The sequence below is a fragment of the Pseudoduganella sp. RAF53_2 genome (assembly GCF_052113985.1).
In the GTDB taxonomy this organism is placed as follows: domain Bacteria; phylum Pseudomonadota; class Gammaproteobacteria; order Burkholderiales; family Burkholderiaceae_D; genus Rugamonas.
This window is the reverse complement of the sequence record NZ_JBFRDW010000177.1, coordinates 1-9,426: the sequence shown is the minus strand read 5'-3', so window position 1 is coordinate 9,426 and position 9,426 is coordinate 1. Positions and strand designations below refer to the sequence as shown.

Here is a 9,426-nt window from a genome sequence, read left to right as displayed (position 1 = left end):
GCCGCCGGGGATTTCTTCTCAAGACGCACAGCCAGGGTACGCAGCAGCACGTAGAACACCGGGGTCAGGAACAGACCGAAGAAGGTCACGCCCAACATACCTGCGAACACGGCCACACCCATCGCATGACGCATTTCCGAACCTGCACCGTGCGAGAACACCAGCGGTACCACGCCCATGATGAAGGCGATCGACGTCATCAGAATCGGACGCAGACGCAGGCGGCAAGCTTCCAGCGCGGCCTGCACGATCGTGCGGCCATGGTGTTCCAGTTCGCGGGCAAATTCCACGATCAGAATCGCGTTCTTCGACGCCAGACCRACCAGCACGAACARTGCAATCTGCGTGAASACATTGTTGTCGCCATGGGTCAGCTTCACACCCAGCAGGGCGCACAGGATCGACATCGGCACGATCAGAATCACCGCCAGCGGCAGGGTCCAGCTTTCGTACTGGGCAGCCAGCACCAGGAACACCAGCAGCACGCACAGCGGGAATACCAGCATCATGGTGTTACCGGACAGGATGTCCTGGTACACCAGTTCCGTCCATTCGTAGCTGATACCTTTCGGCAGCACTTCGTTGACGATCTTGGTCATTTCAGCCTGCGCTTCGCCGGACGACACGCCAGGAGCCGGGCCRCCGTTCAGTTCAGCCGAYACGTAAGCGTTGTAGCGCTGCACGCGGTCCGGGCCRTAGCTGTCCTTCACGCGCATCAGCGACGACAGCGGAATCATTTCGCCCTTGTCGTTGCGTACCTTCAGCTGTGCGATGTCTTCGGCGTGCGAACGGAACTGCTGGTCAGCCTGCACGCGYACCTGGTAGGTACGGCCAAACTGGTTGAAGTCGTTCACGTACAGCGAGCCGAGGTTGATCTGCAAGGTCTGGTAGATCGTGGCCAGCGGCACGCCCAGCTGCTTTGCTTTCACCTTGTCGATGTCGGCAAACAGTTGCGGCACATTGATCTGATAGCTGGAGAACACGCCGGCCAGCTTCGGATTCTGCCAGGCCTTCATCTGCACGGCCTGGATCGCCTTGTACAGCGCGTCGTAACCCAGATTGTCGCGGTCTTCGATCATCAGCTTGAAGCCACCGGTGGTGCCCAGGCCATTGACTGGCGGCGGCGGCAGCACCATCACGAAAGCGCCTTCGATGGAACCCATGCGCTGGTTGATTTCATCCGCTATCGCCTGTGCCGACTCGCTAGGTTTAGTACGTTCCTGGAACGGTTTCAGCAGCGTGAACGCGACGCCCGTGTTCGATGCATTAGTGAAGCCGTTGATAGAAAGGCCCGGGAAGGCCACGAAGTCCGCCACTCCAGTCGTGCCTTTTGCGATATCTGACATCTTTCGGACTACTGCTTCGGTACGGTCCAACGAAGACGCGTCAGGTAACTGGGCAATTCCGACTAGATATTGCTTGTCCTGCGCGGGTATGAAGCCCGGCGGCACCAGCYTGAACATGAAGCCTGCGGCCACGGCCAGCACGGCGTACACCACCAGCGAGCTGCCCTTGCGCTTCAACACGCCGGTCACACCCGTTTCGTAGCCATGCGAAGCACGGTTGAAGAAGCGGTTGAACCACTTGAAGAAGCSGCCGAAGATCTTGTCCATGAYRCGGGTCAGSRMRTCCTTCGGTGCATCGTGCGGTTTCAGCAGCGAGGCCGCCAGCGCAGGCGCCAGGGTCAGGGAGCTGAAGGCCGAGATCACGGTCGAGAAKGCGATGGTCAGCGCGAACTGCTTGTAGAACTGGCCGSWCAGRCCGGACACGAAAGCGATCGGCACGAACACGGCGCACAGCACCAGCGCAATCGCGATAATCGGGCCGGACACTTCCTTCATCGCCTGGATGGTTGCATCGCGCGGCGACAGGCCGTTCTCGATATTMCGCTCGACGTTTTCCACCACCACGATCGCATCGTCCACCACGATACCGATGGCCAGCACGAGGCCGAACAGCGACAGCGTGTTGATGGAGAAGCCAAAGCCCAGCATCACCGCAAACGTACCCACCACCGATACCGGCACGGCCAGCAGCGGAATCAGCGATGCACGCCAGGTTTGCAGGAACACGATCACCACGATCGCCACCAGGATAATGGCTTCCAGCAGCGTGTGGATCACAGCGCGGATCGACTCGCGCACGAATTGGGTCGGGTCGTACACAATCTTGTATTCGACACCTTCCGGGAAATCTTTCGACAGGCGCGCCATGGTCTCGCGCACATCATGCGACAGCTGCAGGGCGTTCGCATTCGGTGCCTCGAAAATCGGGATCGCAACGGCCGACTTRTTGTTCAGCAGGGAGCGCAGCGCGTAGGAGTTGGAACCCATCTCCATGCGTGCCACGTCCTTCAGCAGGGTGACTGCACCATCGGCATTGGTCTTCAGCACGATATTGCCGAATTCTTCTTCCGATTGCAGACGGCCYTGCGTGTTCACGGTCAGCTGGAAGTCCGCGTTCTTGGACGGACCYTGGCCGATCACACCGGCTGCCACCTGTACGTTCTGCTCGCGGATCGARTTRACSACGTCACCTGCGGTCAGGCCGCGCGCCGCCACTTTCTGCGGGTCGAGCCAGATACGCATGGCGTAGTCGCCGGAGCCGAACAGCTGCACTTCGCCCATGCCAGGCAAGCGGGCCAGCTGGTCCTTGATGTTCAGCACCGCATAGTTACGCAGATACAGGTCGCTGTAGCGGCCATTCGGYGATTGCAGGTGGACCACCATGGTCAGRTTGGGCGACGACTTCACGGTCGTCACGCCGATCTGGCGCACTTCCTCCGGYAGGCGTGGCAGCGCGCGCTGGACGCGGTTCTGCACCTGCGTCTCGGCTTGCTCCACGTTGGTGCCGATCTTGAAGGTCACGGTCAGCGCCAGAGCGCCGTCCGAGGTGTTTTGCGAGGACATGTACAGCATGTTCTCGACGCCGTTGATTTGCTCTTCTAGCGGCGCAGCCACTGTTTCAGCAATAATCTTCGGGTTCGCGCCCGGGTACTGCGCGCGCACCACCACGGATGGCGGCACAACCCTTGGGTATTCCGAGATCGGGAGATTGAAGATTGCAATCAGTCCCGCCACGAAAATCACGATCGATAAGACCGCCGCGAAAATCGGCTTATCGACAAAGAAGCGTGAAAAGTGCATTGGTTCTTATTCCTTAGAAGTGCCAGCTTTGCTGTCAGATGTAGCGACCTTGGCGTCTTTCTTTTGTTCTGGCTTCTTACCCTGCGCAGGTGCGGCGTCCGGATTGAAGTCCATGGCCACAGTTTGTGCAGTCACCGGCGCACCAGGGCGCACACGCTGCAGGCCGTTGACGATGATCTTCTCGCCCGGCTTCAGGCCATCACGCACCAGGCGCAGACCGTCGATGACTGGACCCAGCTTGACAGGGCGGTATTCAGCCTTGCTGTCGGCAGTAACCACGAACACGAACTTGCGGTCCTGGTCAGTGTTCACAGCGCGTTCGTTGATCAGCAGCGAATCGGTCTTCGCTTCGCTGCCGCCCAGCGATACACGAGCGAACAGGCCAGGCGCCAGGGCGCGGTCCTTGTTCTCCAGCGTGGCGCGCATACGCACGGAGCCGGTGCGGGTGTCGAGCTGGTTGTCCACGAATTCCAGCTTGCCTTCATGCGGGAAGCCTTCTTCGTTGGCCAGGCCGATCTTCACGGTGGCTGGCTTGCCGCGCTGGGCCAGGGCGCCAACGCGCAGATAGGTCGCTTCATCGCCGTCGAAGCTGGCGTAAATGCGGTCCAGCGACAGCACGGAAGTTAGCACGGCGTTCTGGTCCACCAGGTTGCCCAGGGTGATCTCGGCTTTCGACACGCGGCCATCGATTGGCGACACCACATTGGTGTAGGTCAGATTCAGCTTGGCTGCTTCGTAAGCTGCAGCTGCGGCGCGCGCCGATGCATCCAGTTCCTTTAGTGCGGACGTGCGTTCGTCGAATTCACGTTGCGCGATGGCTTTATCGACCAGCAGCTTTTCAGCGCGTGCCAGCTCAATGCGCGCCAGGTCGGCCTTGGCGTGAGCCGAGTTGGCGGCAGCTTCAGCGCGATCAGCTTCCGCTTTAAATGGACGAGGATCGATTACGAACAGTACGTCGCCTTTTTTCACTTCGCTGCCCGGCTTGAAGTTCACTGCGGTGATAAAGCCGGAGACGCGCGGACGGATTTCGACGCGGTCGATGGCTTCCAGACGGCCGGAAAATTCCTGGGTCTCGATGACCGGCCTCTGCACCACCACGGCGGCGGAGATCGGAGGACCGCCCGCTGCCGGGGCTTCAGCAGGCTTGCTGTTCGCCGAGTCGCAGCCAGCCAGGATGGCCGCAGCCAGCCCACCGGCGGCGATAGCCAGCGSTCGCGCCAAAGTTGTTAGTTGTTTAGTGATTTTCATATTTAACCCTTTTATGACGATAACTAGAGGAGACGGCTGCACTGCACATCAACTCCCTATGATTGCAATGCATCGCCTGCCTAAAGAAGGCATCTCTTATTGATCTCGTATATTGGAAAAACTAGACCATTAAGCCATCCACACGGTCAGTGAGGCTGACTATTTGATTTGGGGAGAACATCTTGCAACCACCGCTGTTACGCGTTCCTCTGCCGTGCAGGGATGTCGCAAATCCAGGCTGTGCGGTCGTCTCCCCTTTACTTCTGGAACGACCTTTGACGTGATCCGTTCCTAGGGCATCCTTTGCTCCTACCGGAGCCGACGCCATCGTGCACAGCGCTAGATATTGGCATCACTCACCATGAAACGAGTAAGTGCTGCCACACCTCGCGCTTCGGTTCGCGCGGCGTCTGAATATGCGTCGGTATAGATCAAGCAGCACAACGCAACTACGCTAATTGCAATAGCTAACAGTTCAAAAATCCTGCTCCCGATTTCCATGGCAAGCTCGCTAAGCAATGTTCATGTTCTGCACTGTAATCCTTCCCATGGGGTGAAGGTCAACCAATTACTTCTCTTCAAATGGCGAACAATTGGGTTCCAGCAGGATGGGTTGGGGAAATGCTTTTACACGCCTAGTAGACTTAGTGCTCTTACTTACTCGACGTTGAGCCTACCGGACACGTGCTTCGAGTATTAGTCCACGCCACAAAAAGATCGCCGCTGCATATGAGGCTCGGTCGTCTTCGCTCGCAGACGGCGTCGAGCGTTACGTGACCAGATCACTAGCCGCTTGGTCACAATCGATGCGGAGCCCCGTGCAATGACGTAAGAAACGGGGACAATTTCCAGTAAGGCTAGCAATCTGAACCTATTACGGGGAGAGTCCCATACTCTGAAGTACTTCAGACGCTTCAAGTTTATTTCCAATCGTGTGTCCTGCCTGTTTGAACTCGAGCAAAGTCCGTTCGACTTCGTCCTGACTTGGTCTTAGCGGAGCAAGCAGTTTAACGAGGATCGGCAAGATTTCCTTTCGCATGTAGCGCGAACTAGATGCATTAAATTGCCAGATGATTGGCCCGCTGCCGATTGCCAACGCAAACGCGAACAACCAATCGGTAGCCTCGGGAACAAAGGCTTCGGCAATACCAGCGACGGCAACGCACAACCCCGCGGCCACTGCAAAGGCTAGAAGAATTCCCATATCGAGGCGGGTCGTTGAGAAGCGCCTCTCAACGATAGGAGAAAGTAGAACGAAAGGAGTCTTTATCCGCGCCATTCGCTCATCTTGAGTAAGTGGATGTCGATCTGAGCCGAGTCGCTTTTCGAGAGCGCGACGCTCTTCCATTACATCTTCAAAACGCGGACGTGTTTTTCGCAGCAACGCTTCGATTGGCCAAGAAATTCGCGATACGCCGGYATACTCTGCTGAGTTGGCTTCGAAGAACGTGTCGCAAGTAGTACACGTTCGCTCATAGCCCATGAGTTCTCCATGGCCGAACCTGACATAGCAGATATGACCTACTAAATCGAGACGGGTGAGCTTGAATGCTTTCGGCTCCCCGCAAATTTCACAGTAATCAGCTACGAATCCTAATGGACGACGGGCTACTTTTCGCCCCCAAACGCTAAACATGATATTCCCTCCTTAGTGGCCTTCGGAACGTCGCGTTACGTCGCCCCTGTAGGTTCGGCGTGCTTCTCCTCATCTCTAAAGTTAGTTCACGTCCGCCACCCCAAACTGCCAAGTTGTGTGAATTGCCTGCCATTCTTAGCGTGCACTTGGCCAGACGTTCGGGCTGCATGCCTATTCGATCGATGCATACAGGTGTGTTCCATTTACTGCGCCCGTGCGCAGCCCTCGATTTGCACAGCCGGCCAGTTGGGACAGGCCAGCTTGCTCCCTGATTTGTCTGGGTTGCAGCAGTCCACCACGGCACATGCTCGAAGCCTCTCCAGGAGAGATTGGCCGGATTTATTCGATTGATGGCGGCGCGACTCAATCCGAATTTGCTACCGTTACTTGGCCGAGTGTGCTCGTGTCAGTGGATTGCACATCCTCGGGAAATCCAGAGAATTTTCGTCCCAATAATTAGGAGGTCGGATGGACCGTCAACACGTCACTGCGAAGATTATTTCGTCGAAAGTCGCACAGAAAATGAAGTGGGCGGATATCGCCGCCAAGCTGGGTCAGAGCAAAGAATGGACAACTGCTGCGATGCTAGGTCAGATGTGCCTAGATGAGCGGCAGGCTGCGATAGCAAAGGATCTTTTTGGTCTAACCGACGAGGAAACGAATTGGCTTCAGGTGGTGCCTTAYAAGGGCTCTCTGCCGACCGCAGTTCCTGTGGACCCACTAATCTATCGTTGGTACGAAATGATCAACGTCTATGGGACTACCATCAAAGAATTGATCCACGAGGAGTTTGGAGACGGCATCATGAGCGCTATCGACTTTTCGATTCAGATTGACCGCCAGGAGGATGCAAAGGGCGACCGAGTCCATGTAGTACTTAGCGGCAAATTCTTACCTTACAAATCTTACTGAAAACTCCCTCGAATTATGCGTGGCATCCACGACCTGGCAATCTTCATCGCCCTCGCCAGCTCGAAGCCAAAACTAAAGCCGCAGGCGTTACTGCGACTGCCCTGCTGACGAATGGCCTGTTGTTCCTGGCTCTGGGCGTACGCTTCGTACTATCCAACCAAGACTAAGAATTAACTCATCCAGTTGCAGGAGGTCCGCCATGCTTCCCTCTACTCCTCAAATTCAACGTTGGAACACCGAAGATATCGATGAACACGCTCGCTTAATGACGGGGTGGGACCAGGAGTACTGCCAGATTAGCCGTGGTAAATTCCACGGGAATATTGCGATCGCACTGAATGGGAAAGCATGCATTATCCGAGAAACAACAAACCAGTCTCTTCACCAGTTCGTCGAACCACCTTCGGACACCCTAGTGTTCGGCCTGACCCTCGGCCGTAACGATTCTCTGACTATCAACCGGCAGCCTGTGAGCACCAATTCAATAGTGGCGCTTGAAGGAGGTAGGGAATACGATTTCCGCACTACCGGTCAAACCGACATGTTGGGTATTGTCATCGATAAGGAAGTAGTCTTTGGCGACGACGGGGCGCACATTTCACCAATCCAGACGGCGCTGCAGCAAGGTGTGGTAGCTCTCGACTCGCATGCAGCATCCATGCTGCAAAATTTGTGGCAAATCATGAGTAATGCGCTGGACAATAACTTAAGCTGGCCTGGCACCCTCTCATTTTCACAAATCATGGAAACTGCTCGCAGTACTGTAGTGTTGGCCCTCTCCTTGGCAATGAATAGCGACACTATCCCGCGAGCTCATTCTGCTGCCACGGAACGACGGAGTTCCGTCGTGCGGCACGCGATCCGCTTTATGCGTGTGCACCTGGATCAAGAGTTCACAATGGCTGACGTTTGTGCCGCCGCGCATGTCAGCGAACGGACATTGCAATACCATTTTGAGAGCTGTCTAGGCCTGCCCCCCCAGCAGTATTTAAAAGCAATGAGGCTAAATGCAGCGCGTATCTTAATCCGCGGGCTTGGCACTGCAACCGATGCGCGGAGACGTAGCATTGCAGAAATTGCAGCCCAGTGCGGTTATGAACACGCAAGCCGTTTTGCTGGCGACTTCCGCCGCCAGTTTGGCTGCTTGCCTTCTGAATCAATGCGTGATGCCGCCAATCGGGCGGCGCTCGCCGCCTGAACACCTAATCGAACTAGTTAATATCGTAAGAAACTTATGTGTAGTAGCTCAGACTGACCTGGCTCAGACTGATAGGGTGAGTTAGAGTCTTCATTATGCCTCACGAGCATTTTTTTAAATGTGTGGCTGCAATCACCAACACCGGACAGTTGATCACAGCTAATGATCTAAAGGATAGGCTCCTGATGAATTCTGCGTTCTCCATTTTCGTACCGTACCTGCAGACAGAACGACTTACGCTTCGCGAATATCGGCGCGACGACTTCGACTTATTTGCGGACCATTTGGCGAATCCCGATAGCTCTGCTCACTTGGGCTCAGCTGACCGTCAAACGGCGTGGCGAATCTTCAGTTCCCAAGCTGGATTATGGGTCCTGCAAGGAGCTGGTTGGTGGGCTCTAGAGGAGAAGCGAACTGGTCAGCTCGTCGGTAATGTCGGCGCCTTCTATCGTGAGCAATCAACTGTGATGGAGTTGGGATGGAATACATATCAAGCCGCCTGGGGAAAGGGAATTGCAAGCGAGGCGGCAACAGCAGTCTTGAATTATGCGTTCGAGGTTCGGCACGAACCGAAAGTTCGGGCACTCATCACTCCTGGGAATGAATCATCGCGTCGCGTGGCCGAGCGCATTGGCATGACCTACGAAATGGAGACAGAGCTCTACGGCAAAGCAATCAATAGTTACATCCGTGAGCGTGGTGAATAGCCTTCTTACGGCCAGTAGCCGCCGCTCACGTTCTCTATTAATCCTCGACCGAAGCCCCAATTGCTCATGGCTATACTTTTGAAAAACGTTATTCTTGGTTCTCAATATTCCTAAATCTTATATTAAGAGCGAAGCGGCGGGCCGCCCTGCTCCCTACCATACATGAAATCAACTTTGACTCCTATTATCCCTACCATTTTTGAAATTATCTTTAAACCGGCGTTATCGCAGTTCGCACTCCTGTCAGTGCTAGTGATGTCCGGCCTAGCTCCAGCGGCCGCACGGCCCCAAGCGGACACTAAATTTCTTGAGCATGCGGATGCGCTGATGACAGAGTATGTTCGGGGCGAGCTRTTTACCGGCACGGTGCTGGTCGCACGCAATGGCAAACCTGTTTTCCGCAAGGCCTACGGCGCGGCCAACCGTGAGTGGATGATCCCGAATACCGTCAAGACCAGGTATCGAATTGGTTCTATTACCAAGCAATTTACTGCCGCCGCGATTTTGCAGTTGGCCGACGAGAACAAGCTTGGCCTGGACGATCCGATCAGCAAATATTTGCCCGCTCTGCCGGCCAGC

Annotated in this window: 7 protein-coding genes; 4 read left to right on the top strand and 3 right to left on the bottom strand. The window is 55.7% G+C overall.

The features are described 5' to 3' along the window. From AB4Z11_RS12680 to AB4Z11_RS12670, 3 genes are all read right to left on the bottom strand, one after another. The coding region (locus AB4Z11_RS12680) for an efflux RND transporter permease subunit (RefSeq protein ID WP_442025607.1) at positions 1–3,146 on the bottom strand (3,146 nt) is incomplete at its 3' end. 6 nt (positions 3,147–3,152) lie between these two features. Continuing rightward, positions 3,153–4,394 carry an efflux RND transporter periplasmic adaptor subunit gene (locus AB4Z11_RS12675; RefSeq protein ID WP_442025606.1) on the bottom strand — a complete coding sequence of 414 codons (1,242 nt, stop codon included), beginning with the start codon at positions 4,392–4,394 and terminating at the stop codon, positions 3,153–3,155. 874 nt (positions 4,395–5,268) lie between these two features. Beyond that, positions 5,269–6,030 (bottom strand): hypothetical protein, encoded by a 762-nt coding sequence (locus tag AB4Z11_RS12670; protein WP_442025605.1) that lies wholly within the window; start codon positions 6,028–6,030, stop codon positions 5,269–5,271. A gap of 468 nt (positions 6,031–6,498) precedes the next feature. Between AB4Z11_RS12670 and cynS the strand changes: the two genes are divergently transcribed. The 4 genes from cynS to AB4Z11_RS12650 form a co-directional block, all read left to right on the top strand. Further along, entirely contained in the window at positions 6,499–6,942 is a 444-nt protein-coding gene (gene cynS / locus AB4Z11_RS12665) for a cyanase (protein WP_442025604.1), read from the top strand. Positions 6,943–7,141: 199 nt separating this feature from the next. After that, on the top strand, positions 7,142–8,140 hold the full coding sequence (locus tag AB4Z11_RS12660) for a helix-turn-helix domain-containing protein (RefSeq protein ID WP_442025603.1): 999 nt from the start codon (positions 7,142–7,144) through the stop codon (positions 8,138–8,140). A gap of 185 nt (positions 8,141–8,325) precedes the next feature. Next, complete coding sequence (locus AB4Z11_RS12655) at positions 8,326–8,847, top strand: GNAT family N-acetyltransferase (RefSeq protein ID WP_442025602.1); 522 nt, start codon at positions 8,326–8,328, stop codon at positions 8,845–8,847. 174 nt (positions 8,848–9,021) lie between these two features. Beyond that, positions 9,022–9,426, top strand: a 405-nt coding sequence (locus tag AB4Z11_RS12650; RefSeq protein WP_442025601.1) for a serine hydrolase domain-containing protein, incomplete at its 3' end; no start/stop codon positions are given.

Bases quoted from the DNA above. Each gene is read 5' to 3' on its own strand.
- AB4Z11_RS12660 (WP_442025603.1), top strand. From the start codon at position 7,142: ATGCTTCCCTCTACTCCTCAAATTCAACGTTGGAACACCGAAGATATC.
- AB4Z11_RS12655 (WP_442025602.1), top strand. From the start codon at position 8,326: ATGAATTCTGCGTTCTCCATTTTCGTACCGTACCTGCAGACAGAACGA.